General features: G+C 74.7%; 19 protein-coding genes. 12 read left to right on the top strand and 7 right to left on the bottom strand.

Annotated features, from left to right (window positions below; translation table 11 throughout):
• Positions 1-99: 99 nt before the first annotated feature.
• From FFT10_RS11935 to FFT10_RS11910, 6 genes are read left to right on the top strand one after another with little or no spacing between them, the layout of a single operon-like run.
• Positions 100-459, top strand: a complete 360-nt coding sequence (locus tag FFT10_RS11935; protein WP_137733046.1) for a DMT family transporter — start codon at positions 100-102, stop codon at positions 457-459.
• Between the two features lie 2 nt (positions 460-461).
• Complete coding sequence (locus FFT10_RS11930; RefSeq protein ID WP_137733045.1) at positions 462-1088, top strand: class I SAM-dependent methyltransferase; 627 nt, start codon at positions 462-464, stop codon at positions 1086-1088.
• A complete protein-coding gene (gene egtB, locus FFT10_RS11925; RefSeq protein ID WP_137733044.1) occupies positions 1085-2401 on the top strand; it encodes an ergothioneine biosynthesis protein EgtB in 1317 nt (438 codons plus the stop codon). Before FFT10_RS11930 ends, egtB begins: the two co-directional genes overlap by 4 nt.
• A gap of 1 nt (position 2402) precedes the next feature.
• On the top strand, positions 2403-3749 hold the full coding sequence (locus FFT10_RS11920) for an ATP-grasp domain-containing protein (RefSeq protein ID WP_137733043.1): 1347 nt from the start codon (positions 2403-2405) through the stop codon (positions 3747-3749).
• The gene (locus FFT10_RS11915; RefSeq protein WP_137733042.1) at positions 3746-4369 is read left to right on the top strand and encodes a YHS domain-containing (seleno)protein; all 624 of its coding nucleotides are present in this window, start codon (positions 3746-3748) and stop codon (positions 4367-4369) included. The genes FFT10_RS11920 and FFT10_RS11915 overlap by 4 nt, the downstream gene beginning before the upstream one ends.
• Entirely contained in the window at positions 4366-5259 is an 894-nt protein-coding gene (locus FFT10_RS11910) for a patatin-like phospholipase family protein (protein WP_137733041.1), read from the top strand. The genes FFT10_RS11915 and FFT10_RS11910 overlap by 4 nt, the downstream gene beginning before the upstream one ends.
• A 21-nt stretch (positions 5260-5280) precedes the next feature.
• On the opposite strand, the gene FFT10_RS11905 is transcribed toward FFT10_RS11910, so the two are convergent.
• From FFT10_RS11905 to FFT10_RS11890, 4 genes are read right to left on the bottom strand one after another with little or no spacing between them, the layout of a single operon-like run.
• Positions 5281-5913 (bottom strand): PqiC family protein, encoded by a 633-nt coding sequence (locus tag FFT10_RS11905; protein WP_137733040.1) that lies wholly within the window; start codon positions 5911-5913, stop codon positions 5281-5283.
• Between the two features lie 23 nt (positions 5914-5936).
• Positions 5937-6962 (bottom strand): MlaD family protein, encoded by a 1026-nt coding sequence (locus FFT10_RS11900; protein WP_137733039.1) that lies wholly within the window; start codon positions 6960-6962, stop codon positions 5937-5939.
• Positions 6959-7702, bottom strand: coding sequence for an ABC transporter ATP-binding protein (locus FFT10_RS11895; protein WP_228027081.1), 744 nt, complete (start codon positions 7700-7702; stop codon positions 6959-6961). Before FFT10_RS11895 ends, FFT10_RS11900 begins: the two co-directional genes overlap by 4 nt.
• A gap of 23 nt (positions 7703-7725) precedes the next feature.
• The gene (locus tag FFT10_RS11890) at positions 7726-8826 is read right to left on the bottom strand and encodes an MlaE family ABC transporter permease (protein WP_137733037.1); all 1101 of its coding nucleotides are present in this window, start codon (positions 8824-8826) and stop codon (positions 7726-7728) included.
• An 83-nt stretch (positions 8827-8909) separates the two neighbouring features.
• On the opposite strand from FFT10_RS11890, the gene FFT10_RS11885 reads away from it, so the two are divergent.
• Genes FFT10_RS11885 through nudC form a run of 3 tightly spaced genes read left to right on the top strand, consistent with a single transcriptional unit; the run spans position 8910 to position 11697 of the window.
• A complete protein-coding gene (locus FFT10_RS11885) occupies positions 8910-9740 on the top strand; it encodes a DUF547 domain-containing protein (RefSeq protein ID WP_137733036.1) in 831 nt (276 codons plus the stop codon).
• A complete protein-coding gene (locus tag FFT10_RS11880; RefSeq protein ID WP_162520779.1) occupies positions 9737-10846 on the top strand; it encodes an FAD-dependent oxidoreductase in 1110 nt (369 codons plus the stop codon). Before FFT10_RS11885 ends, FFT10_RS11880 begins: the two co-directional genes overlap by 4 nt.
• A 29-nt stretch (positions 10847-10875) precedes the next feature.
• Entirely contained in the window at positions 10876-11697 is an 822-nt protein-coding gene (gene nudC, locus FFT10_RS11875) for an NAD(+) diphosphatase (RefSeq protein WP_174246099.1), read from the top strand.
• 10 nt (positions 11698-11707) lie between these two features.
• On the opposite strand, the gene FFT10_RS11870 is transcribed toward nudC, so the two are convergent.
• Both FFT10_RS11870 and FFT10_RS11865 read right to left on the bottom strand, forming a co-directional pair.
• The gene (locus tag FFT10_RS11870) at positions 11708-12622 is read right to left on the bottom strand and encodes a PaaI family thioesterase (RefSeq protein ID WP_137733034.1); all 915 of its coding nucleotides are present in this window, start codon (positions 12620-12622) and stop codon (positions 11708-11710) included.
• Positions 12623-12693: 71 nt separating this feature from the next.
• A complete protein-coding gene (locus tag FFT10_RS11865; RefSeq protein WP_137733033.1) occupies positions 12694-13686 on the bottom strand; it encodes a Bug family tripartite tricarboxylate transporter substrate binding protein in 993 nt (330 codons plus the stop codon).
• Positions 13687-13784: 98 nt separating this feature from the next.
• On the opposite strand from FFT10_RS11865, the gene FFT10_RS11860 reads away from it, so the two are divergent.
• The 3 genes from FFT10_RS11860 to FFT10_RS11850 are packed head-to-tail and all read left to right on the top strand — an operon-like array spanning position 13785 to position 16778.
• Positions 13785-14465 carry a response regulator gene (locus FFT10_RS11860; RefSeq protein WP_137733032.1) on the top strand — a complete coding sequence of 227 codons (681 nt, stop codon included), beginning with the start codon at positions 13785-13787 and terminating at the stop codon, positions 14463-14465.
• Positions 14431-15810, top strand: a complete 1380-nt coding sequence (locus FFT10_RS11855; RefSeq protein ID WP_228027080.1) for a sensor histidine kinase — start codon at positions 14431-14433, stop codon at positions 15808-15810. The genes FFT10_RS11860 and FFT10_RS11855 overlap by 35 nt, the downstream gene beginning before the upstream one ends.
• Positions 15807-16778, top strand: coding sequence for a Bug family tripartite tricarboxylate transporter substrate binding protein (locus FFT10_RS11850; RefSeq protein WP_137733031.1), 972 nt, complete (start codon positions 15807-15809; stop codon positions 16776-16778). Before FFT10_RS11855 ends, FFT10_RS11850 begins: the two co-directional genes overlap by 4 nt.
• A 37-nt stretch (positions 16779-16815) precedes the next feature.
• Here the strand turns inward: FFT10_RS11850 and FFT10_RS11845 are convergent, their stop codons facing one another.
• On the bottom strand, positions 16816-17697 hold the full coding sequence (locus tag FFT10_RS11845) for a LysR family transcriptional regulator (protein ID WP_137733030.1): 882 nt from the start codon (positions 17695-17697) through the stop codon (positions 16816-16818).
• Positions 17698-17716 lie beyond the last annotated feature (19 nt).

Below are 17716 nucleotides of genomic sequence, written 5' to 3'. Positions count from 1 at the left end.
CCGCCGCCGCGCCGCCAGGCCGGACCTGGTGTTTACCCGCAAACCCTGGCGGCGGTGTAACTTCCCGCCGCCTTCCACCGATCACCCTGGTGCGCGATCATGCTCTCCACCCTGCCCCTGCTCTCCGTCACCCAGGCCTGGTGGGTGCTGGCCCTGGCCATCCTGCTGGAGGTGGGCGGCACGACCTGCATGCGCCTGTCCGACGGCTTCAGCCGGCTCACGCCGTCGGTGCTGATCTTCGTGTTCTATGCGGGCGCATTCAGCCTCAATGTGATGGTCATCCGCGTGCTGGGACTCAGCGTCACCTATGCCGTGTGGTCTGGCGTGGGCACGCTGGCCACCGCGGCCATCGGCTACCTGTGGTTCCAGGAGCCGGCCACCGCGCTGAAGGTGGCCAGCGCCGGCCTGATCATCCTGGGCGTGGTGGGCATGCACCTCGCCTCCCGTGCCTCCACCTGACGATGCACCCGGACAACCAGCTGTCGATCGCACGCTACCGGCGCCATGCCGCCGGCTACGACGCATCGGCCCGCCGCACCATGGCGCTGCGGCTGCGCACCATCGCCCTGCTGCAGCTGCGGCCCGGCGACGTGGTGCTGGACGTGGGCGCCGGCACCGGCCTGAGCTATGCGCCACTGCTGCAGGCGGTGGGTGCCGGCGGGCGGGTGCTGGCCGTCGAGCAGAGCCCCGACATGTTCGCGCTGGCCGAGCGCCGTGTGCAACAGCACGGCTGGCCGCAGCTGTGGCACATCCAGAGCGCCGCGGAGGACGTACAACTGCCCCATGCGCCCGATGCCCTGCTGTTCAACTACGTGCATGACATCACCCGCAGCCCGCAGGCGGTCACCAACCTGCTGCGCCAGGCCAGGCCCGGCGCCCGCATCGCCATGGCCGGCATGAAGTTCTTCCCCTGGTGGACCGGGCCGCTGAACCTGCTGGCCTGGCTGAAGAACCGCCCCTACAACGCCCGCGCGACCGACCTCTGGCAGCCGTGGGACAAGGTGGCCGCGCGTTGCCAGGACTTTCATGTCGGCAGCACGCAGGGCGGCATGGGCTACATCGCGCACGGCCGCCTGATCTCGCCATGAATGCCCGCCTGGATCTGCCGCCCCATCCGGCGCTGGCCGACCGCTACGGGGCGGTGCGCAGCCAGTCGCTGGCGCTGGCCGCGCCGTTGAGCGAGGCCGACTGCCAGGTGCAGTCGATGCCCGATGCCAGCCCGGTGAAGTGGCACCTGGCCCACACCACCTGGTTCTTCGAGACCTTCGTGCTGGCGGCGCATGTGGCTGGGCACCGGCCCTTCGATCCGGCGTTCAAGGTGCTGTTCAACAGCTACTACAACGGCGTCGGCGCCCAGCACCCGCGGGCCCAGCGCGGCCTGGTGACGCGGCCCGACCTGGCCACGGTGCGCGCCTGGCGGGCCGCGGTGGACGAGCAGATGGCCACGCTGCTGTCCCTGCCGCTGCCGCCCGGCGTGGCCGCGCTGGTCGAACTGGGGCTGCAGCATGAGCAGCAGCACCAGGAGCTGGTCCTCACCGACGTGCTGCACCTGCTGTCCTGCAACCCGCTGGCGCCGCTGTACCTGCCCTTGCCGGCAGCGCCGGTGCCAGCCGGGCCCGCCGCCCCGCTGCGGTGGATCGGCCAGCCCGGCGGCCTGGTCGAGATCGGCGATGCCGCGGGCGGCTTCGCCTTCGACAACGAGCAGCCACGCCATGCACAGCACCTGCGGCCGCATGCGCTGGCCAGCCGGCCTGTGAGCCAGGGGGATTGGACCGCCTTCATCGCCGACGGTGGCTATGCCGACCCGCGCTGGTGGATGTCGGCCGGCTGGGATTGGGTGCGCCAGCAGCAGGTCGCCGCGCCGCTGCACTGGCGCCGCGGCGGCCCTGGGCCGTTCGACTGGCAGGTGTTCAGCCTGCGCGGTCTGCAGCCGCTGCAGGCCGGCGCGCCGGTGTGCCATGTCAGCTGGTTCGAGGCCGATGCCTTCGCCCGCTGGCACGCCGCCCAGCACCCGGACAGCCCGCCATCGCGCCTGCCCACCGAGGCCGAGTGGGAAGCCGCCGCCCAGGCTGCCTGGCCGCAGGCGGTGGCCAGCGGCAACCTGCTGGAATCGGGCGCACTGCGGCCGCTGCCGGCGGCCGACACGGGCGACGGCCTGCAACAGCTGGCCGGCGATGTGTGGGAATGGACCGCCAGCCCCTACACCGCCTACCCGGGCTACCGCCCCTGGACCGGCGCGGTGGGCGAGTACAACGGCAAGTTCATGGTCAACCAGATGGTGCTGCGCGGCGGTTCCTGCGCCACGCCGCGCAGCCACCTCCGCCCCAGCTACCGCAACTTCTTCCCCACCGATGCGCGCTGGCAGTTCAGCGGTGTGCGGCTGGCGCGCGACTGCAACTGACATGACCCGAGTCGGCGTGCTGTTCAACCACGACTGGGATGCGCTGGGCTTCGCGCGCCAGGCCGGCGTGGTCGCCATCGACAGCGCCGGCTTCGACCTGTTCTCCTTCCCGAGCAACGCACGGCTGATCGGCTTCGACCTGCAGCGCTTTGCCACCGCGCAGGCACGGCGGGCACGGGCGCGCGGCTGGGCCGGCGTGGTCTCGCACCATGAGCAGTTCGGCGCGCTGGCCGCCGCCCTGGTGGCCGAGGCTGCCGGCCTGCCCGGCACACCGGTGGCGGCGGTGCTGGCCTGCCAGCACAAGCTGCATGCGCGCCAGGTGCTGCAGCAGGTCTGCCCGGAGGCCAACCTGCCGTTCGCCCCGCTGGAGGCCTGCTACGGCGGCCCGGTGCCTGGCGGCCTGGACTACCCCATCTACGTCAAGCCGGTGAAGGCGGCGTTCTCGGTGCTGGCACGGCGGGTCGACAGCCAGGACGAGCTGCACCGCCACACCCGCTTCGGCCGGCGCGAGCTGTGGGTGATCCGCCGGCTGGTCGAGCCCTTCGAGCGGGTGGTGCGGGAGCGCCTGCCGCAGGCCGGCAGCGCCCACCGGCTGCTGCTGGAAGCGCCGGTGCAGGCGGCGCAGTTCAACCTGGACGGCTGGGTGCACAAGGGCCGCGCCCATGCGCTGGGCGTGGTGGACGCGGTGATGTACCCCGGCACCCAGGCCTTCATGCGCTGGGAGCTCCCCAGCCGCCTGCCCGTGGCCGTGCAGGCACGGGCGCTGGATGTGGCGCAGCGCTTCCTGGCTGCGGTCGGCTTCGACCACGGCCTGTTCAACATCGAGTTCTTCTACGACGCCGCCAGCCAGCGGTTGACGGTGATCGAGGTGAACCCGCGGCTGGCCAGCCAGTTTTCCGACCTGTACCTGCGGGTGCAGGGGCTGGATCCGCATGCCATGTCGCTGGCGCTGGCGATGGGGCAGGACCCGGCCACGCTGCCACGCCAGCCGCCGGTGGGCGGTGCGGCCGCCAGCCTGGTCTACCGCGCCTTCCAGCCCGGCAGCACGCCGCCGATGCCGGATGCCGCCCAGCGTGCGGCGCTGGCCCGCCGCTTTCCCGATGCGATGCTGTTCACCTACCCCCGCAGCGGCCATGCGCTGGCGCGCGATTTCAAGTGGCTGGGCAGCCACCGCTACGGCATCCTGCACCTGCACGGCCGCGACGAGGCCCACCTGCGGCGCCGCGCCGAGGCAGCCAGCGCCCTGCTCGGCTGGCCGGCGCCCTATGCCGACCGCCTGGGCCTGCGCCTGCCGGCCGAGGGCCTGTCCGCCGTTTCCCATCCCCTGGTCCCTGGAGCACCGACATGACACCCACCCTGACCCGCACCGCGCCCGTCTGGCGCCGCCTGGCCCTGGCCCTGCTGGCCACTTCCGCGCTGCTGCTGGGCGGCTGCGCCGCCATGCGCGCGCAGAACCCCGATTCACCGCTGGCGCCGGTGCGCGCCAGCGCGGTGGGCAGCGATGCCCATGTGATGCTGGACGGCCATGACGTGGTGGCCTACTTCACCGAGAACCGCCACGCCATGGGCCAGCCGCAGTTCCGCAGCCAGTACCAGGGCGTCAGCTTCCATTTCGCCAGCGCGGCGCACAAGGCGCTGTTCGATGCCGCACCGCAGAAGTACCTGCCGCAGTTCGGCGGCTTCTGCGCCAACGGCATCGTCTACGGCATCCCCTGGGGCGGCGATGCCGACGCCTGGCGCATCATCGACGGCAAGCTCTACATCTTCGGCGGCGCCGGCTCGCGCGATGCCTTCCTGCTCGACGTGCCGGGCAACCGCCGGCTGGCCGACAAGTACTGGGCCGAGGAAGTGGCCGGCAGCAACAGCTTCTGGCAGCGCAGCAAGCGCCTGGTGTTCCGCGTGCCGCACTACGCCAGCGGCGAGGAACTGGCCCGCCGCGTGGCCGCGGCACGCACCGCCAAGCCTTGAGCGGCCCCACCCGCCGCGGCTGGCTGGGCGCGGCGAGCGCGCTGGGCGCCGCCACGCTGCTGCCCGGCTGCGCGCTGCAGCCCGACCAGGACCACACCGGCCCTGACGCCCCCGAGGCCGGTCCGCTGGCGCGCACGCCGCGGGTGGCCTGGATCTTCAGCTCCGGCGGGCCACGCGGCTTCGTGCATGTGGGCGTGGTCAAGGCGCTGCACCAGCTGGGGCTGCGGCCGGACCTGATCGTCGGCGCGTCGGCCGGTGCGCTGGTGGGCACGCTGTGCGCGGCCGGCGTGCCGGCCGAGGCGATCGAGCGCGCCGCGCTCGGCCTGCAGCCCTGGGAACTGGTGCGCTGGGCACCGGGCAGCCAGCAGCGCCTGGCGGCCACCGGCCTGGCCAGCTGGGTGCAGCAGGCGGTGGGCGGCCGGCCGCTGCAGGCCCTGCCCACGCCGGTGCTGTGCGCCGTGCAGCGGCTGCGCGACGGCGCGGTGCTGGGCTTCAACCGCGGCCACGCCGGCCTGGCGGTGCAGGCATCGGCCGCGATCGAGGGCCAGTTCACACCGGTCACCATCCGCGGCGAGGCCTTTGCCGATGCCGACCTGCGCATGCCGCTGCCGGTGCGGCTGGCGCGTGCAGCCGGCGCCACCCGGGTGCTGGCGGTCGACGCCTCGGCCCACGAGGACCGGGCACCCGCCGGCGCCCAGCGCTACCGCGAGAGCGACCTGCGCAAGCGCGCCCTCACCGCGCCCGATGCCGCGCTGGCCGACGTGCTGCTGCACCCGGAGTTCGGCTACTGGGTCAGCATGACCGAGGCCTTCCGCCGCCGCGCCATCGACGCGGGCCACGCCGCCACGCTGGCCGCGGCGCCGGCCCTGCGGGCACTGCACGCCGGCTGAGCCAGCACTGTCAGCGACGCTTCAGGGCGTGGCCGCGATGCGCTGCGCCAGCTGCCACAGCGCCTGCCGGTGGGCCACGGCCAGCGCGTCGGCATCGGCACCACTGGCGTTGGTGATGAAGGCGGCCTCGCCCAGTTGCGGCGCCGTGGTGCCGCTGGGATCGGCCAGGCTCCAGCGGGCCTGCAGGCGCACGCTGCGGCCGTCGGCGCCAACATCGAGCACGCTGATCTCCAGCCGCAGCTGGCGTGCCGGCCGCACGCCGGGCGGCAGCGGCGCGGTCCACGGCGGGGCGCCGAGCAGCCGGCCCAGGTCCTGCCGCAGCAGGCGCGGCACGGCATCGCGCAGCGGCTCGGCCCAGCGGGCGCCGCCCAGCGGCTGCAGGCCGGCCTGGCCTTGCGGCACCAGCAGGGCGTCGCGGTCCAGGTGTCCGGGCAGCGGCACCGGGGCCATCAGCTGCCAGGCCGGGCCGGCCGCGGGGCGGGCCACGGCCGCCGCTGCGCCTGCTGGCTCGGCCGGCAGGCGCAGCCACTGCACCGGCGGCAACGGGCCGGCGCAGCCGGCGGCCAGCAGCGCCACCAGCAGCGCAGGCAGGCCGACCGCCACGGCACGGCGGCCCGCCTGGGGCTGGGGCAAGGGATGGGGCAGCGGGTGCATGGCGGACGGGGGCCTCGGGTGGATCAGGGGGCGCTGGCGCGGCCGCGCAGCAGGGCGTCGGGCTGGCGCTCCAGCAGTTCGCCCAGCTCGCGCAGCGCACGGGCGGCGCGGGCGACGTCCTGCAGCGCGCGGTCGGCATTCAGGCGCAGCACCGAGTCGTCGGCGGCAGCCGTGCGCAAGGTCTCGGCGGCCTGGCCCAGTGCCGCTGCGGCACGCTGCACCTCGGCCAGCGCCGGCGGCGCCGCCTGCGCCAGGCCCTGGGCCAGCGCCTGGGCCTCCGAGGCTGCCGCACCCACTTGCTGCGCAGCCGCGCCCACCTGGGCGGCCGCCGGCGGCAGCGTGGCCAGGCTGCGGCGGGTGTCGGCCAGCGTGGCCTCGGCGCTGCGGGCCAGCGGCGGCAGCTGCTGCTGCAGCGTCTGGGCCAGTTGCTGCAGCTGGACAGCGGCGTCGGTGCTGCGCTGCAGCAGCTGGCGCGCCTCGGGCCCGGCCAGCAGCTGTCGGGCGGCGCCAGCCACCGCGGCCAGGTCCTGCCCGATCTGCGCCAGGTCCAGCCCTTCGAGCTGGGCCTGCAGCGTCTGCAGGCGGGTGGCCTCGGTGGGAATCGCCGGCAGCGCGCCGGGCGCGGCGGCGGCCACCGGCCGGCCGGGCACCAGGTCCAGGTCGACATACAGCAGGCCGGTCAGCAGGCTCTGGGTGGACAGGCGTGCCACCAGGCCGCGCTGCACCAGCAGCGGCAGCGCGGGGCCGTCGGCCGGGGCATCGGCGCCGAGCAGGTCGCGCAGCAGGGCGCGGTCGAACTCGGCCGTCACCGGCATCGCCAGCCCGCCGCCGGCGGCCGGCGCCAGGCCCACCGCGGTGACCTGGCCCACCCGCACGCCGCGCAGCACCACCGGCGCGCCGGTGTTCAGGCCGTAGACCGAGCGCTCGAAGCGCATCACCGCCCGGTCGCGCGGGCTGAACCACTGGCCGCCCACCGCGGCGATGGCCAGACCCAGCAGCACGATGCCGGCCAGCGCCAGCGCGCCCACCCGCCAGGCGGCTGCGTTCATGGTCCGGTCCCACGCTGCAGGAACGCGCGCACTGCCGGCGGGCCGCTGTGCAGCAGATCCCTGGGTGGGCCCAGCGCGGTCATGGTCATGGCATGGTCATCGAGGAAGAGGGCGCGGTCGGCCACGGCGAAGATGCTGGCGATCTCATGGGTGACCATCACCACCGTGGTGCCCAGATGGTGCCTGAGATTGAGCACCAGCTCGTCCAGCCGGGCGGTGTTGGCCGGATCGAGACCGGCGCCGGGCTCGTCCAGCAACAGCAGGGTCGGGTCCAGCACCAGGGCCCGGGCCAGCGCCGCGCGCTTGCGCATGCCGCCCGACAGCGCCGCCGGCGCCAGGTCGAAGGCACCGTCCAGCCCCACCAGGGCCAGCTTGTAGCGGGCACGGCGGGCGCATTCGGCATCGTCCAGGCCGGTGAACAGCTGCAGCGGCAGCATCAGGTTGCGGCCCAGGCTCATCGCGCTCCACAGCGCGCCGGCCTGGAACATCACGCCGAAACGGCGCCGGCGTGCGGCCTGCGCGGCGGCGCTGCCGGCATGCAGGTCGTCGCCGTCGATGCGCACCGTGCCGGCCACCGGCCGCTGCAGCCCCACCAGGTGGCGCAGCAGCGTGCTCTTGCCGCAGCCGCTGGCGCCCATGATGACCAGCACCTCGCCGGCCTGCACGTCGAAGTCCAGCCCCTGCTGCACCAGGCGGCCGCCGGCCTGGATGGCCAGGCCGCGCACCTGGATCCGGGGCATGGGGGTGGGCGGAGACTGCAGCATCAAAAACCGAGGTTGGTGAAGACCATGGTAGTGCCGGTGGCCGCGGCCACCACCCACACCAGCGCCTTGACCACCGCCGCCGTGGTGGCCTGGCCCACGGCCTGGGCGCTGCGGCCGGCATGCAGGCCGCAGCGGCAGCCGGCCACCGCCACCAGGGCCACGTAGAGCATGCCCTTGAACAGGCCGATCCACAGGTGGGTGAAGTTCAGCGCCCGCAGCGCCTGGTGCCAGTACTCGGCCGAGGTCACGCCGTAGGCCAGCACGGCCGGCGGCCAGCCCGCGGCCACGCCGGCCAGCGCGCCGCAGGCCATCAGCGCTGGTGCCATCAGCAGCAGGGCCAGCAGGCGTGGCAGCACCAGGTGGGTGACGGGGTCGACGCCCAGCACCCGCAGTGCGTCGATCTCCTCGCCGGCCTGCATGCTGCCCAGCTCGGCCGCAAAGGCCGCGCCCACCCGGCCGGCCAGGATCACCGCCGTCATCAGCCCGGCCAGCTCGCGCACCATGCCCACCGCCACCACGTCGGCCAGGTAGCCCTGGGCGCCGATGCGGCCCAGCTGGGCGCCGCCCATGTAGGCCAGCATCAGGCCCACCAGGCCGCAGGTCAGCAGCACGACGGGCAGGCTGCGCGGGCCGGTCTCGTCGAGCTGCTGCAGCACATCGGCGCCACGCACCCGGCCCTGGCCGCGCAGCCAGCGGCCCAGGGCCAGCAGCACGTCTCCGAAGAAGGCCACGGTGATGGCGGCCTCCGAAGGCGGCCGCGGCCCGGTGGCCGGCCGCTGCGGTGGCGCCGGATCGGCCTGCGCCAGCTGCAGGGCGCCGCGCAGGCCGGGCGGCAGGCCATCCAGATCGACCGGCACGGCCTGCTGCCGCAGCACGGCGCACAGTGCCCACAGCCGCGCCGGCAGGCCGCTGTCCCAGGCCTGCAGCGCGGCGGTGTCGAAGGCCACCGGCGTCTGCGGGCCCAGGCCGGCGGGCGGCTCGGGCCAGGAGCCGGCGCCGGCGGCCCAGTCACCGGCCAGCTGCAGCCGCCAGCCTGCGGCGGCCGGCAGCCAGTCGGCCCGGGCGGGCAGGTGGCTGGTGGCAGGCAGGGCACTGGACATCCCGGCATCATGCTTGAGCCGACGCCTGTAAGCTCCGGCGACCGGCGGCGCGCCTGCTGTCGGCCCCCATCGCCGAGCTCCCCATGACCCACCCGACGCGCCGCCAGTGGCTGCTGGCCACCACCACCCTGCCGTGGCTGGCCGCACCCGCCGCGGCCCAGGCACTGGACCACAGCCATGCCGCCTGGACCGCCCTGCTGAAGAAGCACGTGGTCCTGCTGCGTGGTGGCCAGGCTTCGCAGGTGCGCTACGCCGGCATGGCCACCGACCGGCCGGCGCTGAAGGCCTACCTCGCCAGCCTGTCGGCGGTGGACGCCGCCGCCTTCGCCGGCTTCGGCAAGGCGCAGCAGATGGCCTTCCTGATCAATGCCTACAACGCCTTCACCGTGGAGCTGATCCTCGGCAAGTACCCCGGACTGGCCTCGATCAAGGACCTGGGCAGCCTGCTGAGCAACCCCTGGAAGCCGAAGTGGATCCCGCTGCTGGGCCAGACGCTGAGCCTGGACGACATCGAGCACGGCCGCCTGCGCGCGCGCGGGCGGTACGACGATCCGCGCATCCACTTCGCCGTCAACTGCGCCAGCATCGGCTGCCCGATGCTGCGCGAGGAAGCCTTCACCGGCGACCGGCTGGACGCGCAGCTGGCCGAGCAGACCCGCCGCTTCATGTCCGACCGCACCCGCAACCGCTGGGACACCGCCGGCGGCCGGCTGCAGGTGTCGAAGATCTTCGACTGGTACGGCGAGGACTTCCGGCTGGGCCACCAGGGCATCGCCTCGCTGCCGGCCTTCCTGGCCGCCCATGCCGACCTGCTGGCCGATGCGCCGGCCGACCGCGTCCGCATCCGCAGCGCCCAGGTGCCGATCGGCTTCCTGGACTACGACTGGGCGCTGAACGACGCGCCGTCCCGGTGACCCGGCTGCTGCTGGTGGGCGCGGGCCATGCCCATGCCCAGGTACTGCGCAGCTGGGCGCAGCAGCCGGTGCCGGGGGTCGAGCTGGTGCTGGTGTCGCCGGGGCCGCTGGCGCCGTACTCGGGCATGGTGCCGGGCTGGCTGGGCGGCGCCTATGCCTGGCGCGAGATCTGCATCGACGTGGCGGCGCTGGCCGCCGCGGCCGGCGCCCGACTGCTGGCCACCGACCTGGTGGCGCTGGACGCCACCGCGCAGACCGCCACGCTGGCCAGCGGCGAGGTGCTGGCCTGGGACTGGCTGTCGCTGAACACCGGCTCCACCCTGGAGCCGCCGGCCGACCTGGGCGCGCCGGTGCTGGCGCTGCGGCCGCTGGCCCGCCTGCAGCCTGCCTGGGATGCCGCCCTGGCCGCCCACGCCGACGGACCGGCCGGCCAGCCGCTGCGGCTGATGGCGGTGGGCGGCGGCGCGGCGGGCTTCGAATCCCTGCTGGCGGCGCGGGCCCGGCTGCTTGCGCTGCGGCCCGACCGGCCGGTGCAGGCCACGCTGGTGTCGCGCGGCCGGGCGCTGCTGCCCGGCCTGGCGCCCGGCGCGGTGGCGGCGGCCACCCGGGTGCTGCAGCGCACCGGCGTGCAGCTGCAGCTGGGCACCGCCTGCACGGCGGCCACCGCTGCCGGCCAGCACCTGCTGCTGTGGGCCACCGGCGCGCTGGCCCAGCCCTGGCAGCGTGACGCGGCGCGCCGCGGTGGCCTGGCGGTGGATGCCGGCGGCTTCATCCAGGTGGATGCGCGGCTGCGCTCGGTGTCGCACCCGCGGGTGTTCGCCGTGGGTGACTGCGCGGCCTTCCAGCCGGCGCTGGCCAAGGCCGGCGTGTTTGCGGTGCGCCAGGGGCCGGTGCTGACGGCCCAGCTGCGCGCCGCCGTGGCCGGCGGCCCGCCCCCGGACGGCTATGTGCCGCAGCAGCGCTTCCTGGTGCTGCTGGCCACCGGCGACGGCCGTGCCATCGCCAGCCGCGGCCGGCTGTGGGCCTCCGGCCGCTGGGTGTGGCGCTGGAAGGACCGCATCGACCGCGGCTTCCTGGGCGGCTTTGCCCCGGGCCATCGGCGATGATCGGTGGTCCACCCGACCTGCCGCCCGCCATGCCCTTCGTCCCCGCCAGCCAGCCCCCGGCCCAGCCCTCGCCCGAAGCCTGGTGCTTCGCCTTCGTGCAGCGTGACCTGCTGCTGCCCGCCGGCGAGCCGCTGGCCGGGCCGGTGGGCGGCCTGGCGCTGGCCGCGCTGCTGGGTGGTGCCAGCGGGCGCCACTACCTGGGCACGCTGGCCGGCGCCGACTGCTGGGCCGTGGCCCTGCCCGAGCCGCCGCCCGGCTGGGAGCCGCGCCCGCTGCGCGCCGCGATGATGGCGCTGGAGCCGCGCCTCAGCGCCCTGGCCGGCCGCGCCGCCCAGGTGCTGGAATGGGACCGCGCCCACCGCTTCTGCGGCGTCTGCGGCACGCCCACCGAGCTGCAGCCCGGCGAGCGCGCCCGCATCTGCCCGGCCTGCCGGCATGCCAGCTACCCGCGGCTGAGCCCGTCGATGATGGCCCTGGTGTGGCGGCCGGGTGAGCTGCTGCTGGCCCGCTCGCCGCACTTCGCCCGCGGCATGTACAGCGCGCTGGCCGGCTTCGTCGAGGCCGGTGAATCGCTGGAGGAATGCGTGCACCGCGAGGTGGCCGAGGAGGTGTCGGTCACCGTCGACAACCTGCGCTACCACGGCAGCCAGAGCTGGCCGTTCCCGCACAGCCTGATGGTGGCCTTCACCGCCCGCTGGACCGGCGGCACCATCGTGCCGCAGGCCGGCGAGATCGAGGATGCGCAGTGGTTCCCGCTGGATGCGCTGCCCGGCATCCCGCCGCGCTTCTCGATCGCCGGGCACCTGATCCGCGACACCCTCGCTGCGATGCAGGCCGGCGGTTTCGACTGACCTGCCGGGCTCAGCCGGCGTCGGCGGCGCCTTCAGGCGCAGTCAGCAGGAAGTGCCCGCGCGCCACGATGATCGGCGTGGCCGGATCGCTCTGCCAGCAGCGCACCTGCACCAGCGCCACGCGGGCGCCCACCCGCACCAGCTCGCAGGCAGCGAAGGTCTCGACCGGCCGGCCGGCACGCAGGTAGTCGACCGAGAAGTCGATGCCCTTGGGCAGCTTGGCGCCGCCCAGGGCCTGCGACAGGTGCAGCAGCGCGGCGGTCTCGGCAAAGCCGGCCACCACGCCACCGTGCAGCGCCGGCAGGTTGGGGTTGCCGATCAGCTTGGCCTGGTAGGGCATGCGGAACAGCGGCGCATCGCCCCCCGGTGCCATGCGGATGCCCAGGTAGTCGACATACGGAATGGCCAGGCCGGGCAGCACCGGCAGGCTGTCGGCCGGCGCCTGCCAGGCTGGCACGGCAGACGCCGCGGCCGCCGCACCAGCCTGCCGCGGCGATGCCCCGCCGGGCGTCGACAGCATGAAGGTGGCCTGGGCGGTGGCGATCGGCTGGCTGCGGTCGGCCTGCCAGACATCGGCCCGCGCAAAGGCCACGCTGCGTGTCAGCCGGTAGCAATGCGCTTCGCAATGCACATCGTGGTCGGGGCCGGCGGGGCGCAGGTAGTCCATGCGCAGGTCGAGCGTGGCATAGGGCACGCGCTTGTCCAGCGCCGCACCCACCGCCAGGCCGCAGGCCGAATCGGCCAGCACGGTGAGCACGCCCGGGTGCAGCACCTGGCGCACCGGATCGCCCACCCAGTCGGCACGGGCCGGCAGCACCATGGTGCCGCGGCCGGTGGACAGCGCGGTGATGGCCATGCCGGATTCACGCATGTGCGGCGTGCCGGCCACGAAGGTGCGGCTCAGGTCGTCAAGGACAGGATGCATGGCGGTGGGCAGACAGCAGCGGGCGGCCGCGCCGCCATTCGTGCCTGACGATACCGCAGCGGCCGGGCGGGTCAGTCCGGCTTGATCTTGGCGCGCGCCACCACCACCTTCCAGCGCTGCTGCTCGGCAGCGATGAAGCGGGCGAACTCCGCCGGCGTGCCGCCCACGCCGATGGCCGAATCGGCAGCCAGCTTCTCGGTGGTGGAGGGCTGGCGCATCGCGGCGGCGGCGGCGGTGGCCAGCTTGTCGGCCGCGGCCTGCGGCAGCGAGGCCGGCGCCATCAGGCCGTACCACTGCGTCATCTCGAAGCCGGGGTAGCCCTGCTCGGCCACGGTGGGCACATCGGGCAGCTGCGGCAGGCGCTGCGGCGTGCCGGTGGCGATGCAGCGCAGCTTGCCGGTCTTGATGAACTGCATGACCGCCGGCGCGCCCACGCTGGCGGCGTCCAGCCGGCCGGCCAGCAGGTCGGTCAGCTGCGGGCCGGTGCCGCGGTAGGGCACGTGCAGCATGAAGGTCTCGCTGGCCATCTTCAGGTACTCCATCGCCAGGTGGCCGGCGCTGCCGTTGCCGGCCGAGCCGTAGTTCAGCTTGCCGGGGTTCTTCTTGGCGAAGGCGATCAGCTCCTTCAGGTTCTTCACCGGCAGGTCGGGCCGCACCAGGTACAGGCTGGGCACCTTGGCCAGCAGCGAGATCGCGCGGAAATCCTTGTTCGGGTCGTAGGGCAGCTTGTCGAAGATGAACGGGTTGACCGCCAGCGTGCCGATGTGGCCGAGGATCAGCGTGTGCTGGTCCTCCGCACGCGCCACTTCCTGCATGGCCACGTTGCCGGCGGCACCGGGCTTGTTGTCGACGAAGACGCTCTGGCCCAGCAGCTTGCTCAGCTCGAAGGCGCTGGCGCGGGCGACGATCTCGCTGCTGCCGCCGGGCGCGAAGGGCACGACGAAGCGGATGGCCTTGCTCGGCCAGGCGTCCGAGGCGCTGGCCAGGCGCGGCACCAGGGCGCTGCCGCTGGCCAGCGCGGCCAGGCGCAGGAAGTCACGGCGGGGGGTGGGCGAACGCTGCATGCATGTCTCCGGTCGATTGTTGTGGGGCCGGATGGTGCCTGCACCAACCTCTCAATCACCTTTCAGTCCAGGCGGCGGCGCCACCGCACAATGCCGCGATGCAGATCCTGCTGGCCGAAGACGAACACGCCCTGGGCGAATGGCTCAGCAAGGCGCTGGAGCAGTCGGGCTTCCGCGTCGACTGGCGCGACGACGGACGGCTCGCCGAGCAGGCGCTGGAAAACGGCGCCTACGACGCCCTGGTGCTCGACCTGGGCCTGCCCGGGCGCGACGGCCACAGCCTGCTGCGCCGCCTGCGGGCCCGCCACAGCCCGCTGCCGGTGCTGGTGCTCACCGCCCGTGATTCGCTGGCCGAGCGGGTGGACACGCTGAACGCCGGGGCCGACGACTTCCTGCCCAAGCCCTTTGCCCTGGCGGAGCTGGAGGCCCGGCTGACCGCGCTGATCCGCCGCGCCCGCGGCAGCGAGCGGCCGCGGCTGGCCTGCGGGCCGCTGCAGTTCGACACCGCACTGCGCCAGTTCACCCTGGCCGGCGAGGTGCTGGCGCTGTCGCCGCGCGAGCAGGGCCTGCTGCGGGCGCTGATCGTGCGCAGCGGCGAGCCGATGGGCCGCCAGCAGCTGCTGGAGCGGGTGTTCGGCGACGACGAGGACGTGCAGCCCGCCGCGCTGGACACCCTGATGCACCGCCTGCGCCGCCGCCTGGACGGCAGTGGCGTGCACATCGTCACCTACCGCGGCCTGGGCTATGCGCTGGAATCGGACCCGACCGCTCACGCTTGAGGCGCGGCTGCTGGGCGTGCTGCTGCCGGGCATGCTGCTGGTGCTGGCGCTGGGCCTGTGGACCACCCGCAGCGATGCCTTGCGTGCGGCCAACGCGGCCTTCGACCGCTCGCTGCTGGGCGCCATCAAGGGCCTGGACCAGAACGTCTCCACCGCCAGCGGCGGGCTGTCGGTGGAGCAGCCCTACCCGCTGTTCGAATTCTTCGCGCTCAGCGCCAGCGGCCCGGTGCACTACCGCGTGGCCACCGACGATGGCCTGGTCGAGATCGGCGCGCCCGACCTGCCGCTGCCGGACCAGGCCCTGGCTGAGGGCCAGCCGGTGTTCTACGACGCCCGCTACATGGACCAGCCGGTGCGCGTGGGCGTGCTGCGCCGCGCGCTGGCACCGCCGGTGGGCAGTGCCCGGCATGTGCTGATCCAGGTGGCCGAGGCCACCGACGCGCGCGAACGCTTTGCCGCCGGCTTCGTGCGCCAGGCGCTGGCGCGTGATGCGGTGGTGCTGGCGGTGCTGGTGCTGGCCGTGGGCGGCGCCTCGGCCTGGGCGCTGCGGCCGGTGCGCGCGCTGGCCGAGGCCACCCGCCGCCGGGCACCGGACGACCTGCAGCCGCTGTCGGTGGCCGACCTGCCGGTGAACCTGGTGCCGCTGGTGGAGGCCATCAACGGCCAGGTGGCGCGGGTGTCGGCGCTGACCGAGACCCGCCGCCAGTTCATCGACGATGCCTCGCACCAGCTGCGCACGCCGCTGACCACGCTGCGCGCCCAGCTCGACTATGCGCGGCGCGAGGCCGACCCCGGCCGCGCCCAGGCGGCGATGGATGCGCTGTCGCACGAGCTGGACCATGCCACCCGGGCCACCAACCAGCTGCTGTCGCTGGCGCGCGCCGATGCCGGCGCGCTGCAGGCCGACAGCGTGGACTTGCGCGCGCTGGCCCGCGAGGTGGCGCTGTCGCTGCTGCCGCTGGCCCGCGGTGCCGGCATCGACTTCGGCCTGGATGCGCAGGAGGCGCCGGTGCCGGCCCGCGGCGACGCCCTGCTGCTGCGCGAGGCCCTGGCCAACCTGGCCCACAACGCGCTGGTGCATGGCGGCGGGCCGGTCACGATCGAGGCGGCCGCCCTGCCCGGCGGCGGCTGGCGCCTGGGCGTGGTCGATGCCGGGCCCGGCCTGCCGGCGGCGCTGGCCGGGCGCGCTGGCGAGCGCTTCGCCAAGGGCCGCGGCAGCCGCGGCGCCGGGCTGGGCCTGGCCATGGCCCGCGCCGTGGCCGAGCGCCACGGCGGCCGGCTGGACCTGGCGCCCGGCGACGGTGGCCAGGGGCTGCGCGCCAGCCTGGTCTGGGGGACGGCATGAGGCGGCGACCGCTGCTGGCGCTGGGCCTGCTGCCCACCTGGCCGGCGGCACAGGCCGGCGTGGTGCAGTGCGTGGTGCCGTCCAAGGCCGGCGGCGGCTTTGATCTCACCTGCCAGCTGACCCAGGCCCTGCTGGCCCAGCCCGGCCCGCCACCGCGCCTGGTCTACCAGCCCGGCGGCATCGGCGCGCTGACCTACAGCGAGGTGGTGCGCGGCGGCCGGCCCGAGTCACGGGAGCTGGTGGCCTTCTCCACCGGCACCCTGCTCAACATCGCCCAGGGCCGCTTCGGTCCCTGGCGCCCAGAGCGCCTGCGCTGGGTGGCCGGCCTGGCGCAGGACCATGGCGTGGTGGCGGTGCACCGCGATGCGCCCTGGCCCACGCTGGCTGCGCTGCTGGCCGACCTGCGGCGCCAGCCAGCGGCCGTGGCCTTTGCCACCGGCGGCACGATCGGCAGCCAGGACTGGATGAAGGCGGCGCTGCTGGCGCGCGCGGCCGGTGTCAGCCACAAGCGGTTGCGCTGCGTGGCCTTCGAGGGCGGCGGCGATGCGCTGCGCGCCCTGCAGGACCGCCATGTGCAGGTGCTGTGCGGCGATGTGGCCGAGCTGATGGCGCCGCTGGCCCAGGGCGTGCCGGTGCGGCTGCTGGCCACGCTGGCGCCGGCGCGCCTGCCCGGCCGGCTGGCCCAGGTGCCCACCGCCGAGGAACAGGGCGTGGACCTGCGCTGGCCCATCCTGCGCGGCGTGTATGCGCCGGCCGACCACCCGGCCGCGCAGCTGGCGCCGGTGCTGGAGCAGCTGGAGACGGCCCTGCGCAGCCCGGCCCATGCGGCGCGGGTGCAGGCGCTGGGCATGCAGCCGCTGGCGCTGACCGGTGCGCCGCTGGCGCAGGAGGTCGAGGCGCAGCTCAGCCGCCTGCGCGGCCTGGCGCACAGCCTGGGCCTGACGGCGCTGCGGCCGCCGGGCGGCTGACGGCAGGCCAAGCGGGCGGCCGGCGCGTGCGGCGCCGCTAACGCATCAGCTGTGCGACCAGCTTGCGCACCACCGGCAGACCCGGTGGTTCGGCCCGGCGGGCCAGCGTGACGATGCCAAAGCGCGCCGTGGTGCCCATCGCCGGGCTCAGCACCAGCTCCGTCAGCTCGGGCGCCGCGGCGCGGATGGCGATCAGCACCGCGTCGCTGTCACGCACCACCTCCACCAGGCTGGCGATCTCCTCGCAGCGCAGGGTGACACACTCGCCCGGATGGGCCGCCGCCCCGTAGCGCTCGACCAGCGAGCGCGCGACCTCGTCGCTGAGCGGCGTCGACGCGATCGGGAACTGGCGCAGGGTGTCGAAGCGCAACGGGCCGGACCAGCGGGTGAGCGGATGGCCGGCGCGCACCATGCAGGCGCCCCGCATCTCGACCAGGTTGGCCACGCGCAGGTCGGCGGCGGGCACCAGCGAGCGGGCGTCGACCACCAGCGCGTCCAGCTCGCGCTCCCGCAGGCGGCGCACCAGCACGTCGGTGTGGCCGCGGGCAATGTCCAGGTGCACGGTCGGGTGCGATGTCGCCATCGTCTTCAGCAGCGGGGTCATCAGCATCGCGCCGGGCCCCGAGCCCAGGCCGATGCGCACCGTGCCCGAGCGGCCTTCGAGCATCTGGCGGCCGCTGCGCGCGAGTTCGTCGGCATCGAACACCAGCTGCCGCGCGCGCTGCAGCGCCTCGGCACCGAAGGGTGTCAGCACGCTGCGCCGCCCCACCCGGTCGAACAGGGGCTGGCCGAGCTCCTCTTCCAGGGCCCGGATGCTGCGGCTGAGCGCGGGCTGGGTCAGGAACAGCGACTCGGCCGACTTGGTGAACGAGCCGCTCTGCGCCAGCGAGATCAGGTGCCGAAGCTGAACCAGGGTCATCGGGTTTACCTGGAATGTG

Source organism: Pseudaquabacterium pictum (assembly GCF_005403045.1).
GTDB classification, from domain to species: Bacteria; Pseudomonadota; Gammaproteobacteria; order Burkholderiales; family Burkholderiaceae_C; genus Pseudaquabacterium; species Pseudaquabacterium pictum.
The sequence above is the reverse complement of the archived record's forward strand: the minus strand, read 5'-3'. Positions and strand labels throughout refer to the sequence as shown.